Source organism: Thauera phenylacetica B4P (genome assembly GCF_000310225.1).
GTDB classification, from domain to species: domain Bacteria; phylum Pseudomonadota; class Gammaproteobacteria; order Burkholderiales; family Rhodocyclaceae; genus Thauera; species Thauera phenylacetica.
Window position 1 is genome coordinate 1 of record NZ_AMXF01000557.1, and the last position, 694, is coordinate 694.

Genomic DNA, 694 nt, shown 5'->3' on the forward strand with positions numbered 1-694 from the left:
CCCGCCGCAATCTCCGCGCTCGCCGCCTGCAGGCTGCCGAGCTGGTCGTAGCGTCGCGCCTGCGCGCGCGCAAAGCCCTGGCGCGCCTCGGCCTCGCGCACCACCGCCTCGGCCCGCCCGAGCGCGGCCTCCTGGGCGCGGATGCGATCGGCGAGGTCGACCGCCTCCATCTCGGCGAGCAGCTGCCCGGCGCGCACGCGCTCGCCCACCTGCACGTCGACCCGCTTGACCCGTCCCGCCGCGGTGGGGCCGATGCGGTAGGCGTGGCGCGCCTCCACCGTGCCGATGCCGAACAGCGCGGGCGCCACCACGCCCTCCTCCACCCGCGCCACCGTGACCTTGACCGGCGCGAGCGGGCCCGAGCGCATCGCCACATTCGCGAACACCGCCAGCAGCGGGACGATCACCGCGATCAGCGCGAGCGTGCGCGCCTTGGTCTTGAGCAGGCTCATGTCGCGCTCCGGATGCCGGCCAGGTAGATGGCGAAGACGCGCGGCGCGTCCCGCCGGATGCGCGCGAGCTCGCCCGCGAGCATGGACTGCATGATCAGCCCCTGCAGGGTGCCCACGAAGAGCGTCACCGCCGCGTCGATGTCCAGCGCCGCCGACACCTCGCCCGCCGCCTTGCCGGCCTCGAGGCGGGCGCGGATGCGCTCGCCGTAGCGCTCGAGCAGGGTGCGCGCGAGCCGCTTCGC

General features: G+C 75.6%; 1 protein-coding gene and 1 pseudogene. Both read right to left on the reverse strand.

The genetic code is table 11. From position 1 onward, the window contains the following. A pseudogene (locus C667_RS23660) lies at nucleotides 1-452 on the reverse strand (efflux RND transporter periplasmic adaptor subunit); the annotation flags it as partial. Continuing rightward, nucleotides 449-694: TetR family transcriptional regulator C-terminal domain-containing protein (locus C667_RS23665; protein WP_004391673.1), on the reverse strand; the 246-nt coding region annotated here is incomplete at its 5' end. The pseudogene C667_RS23660 and the gene C667_RS23665, both read right to left, overlap by 4 nt.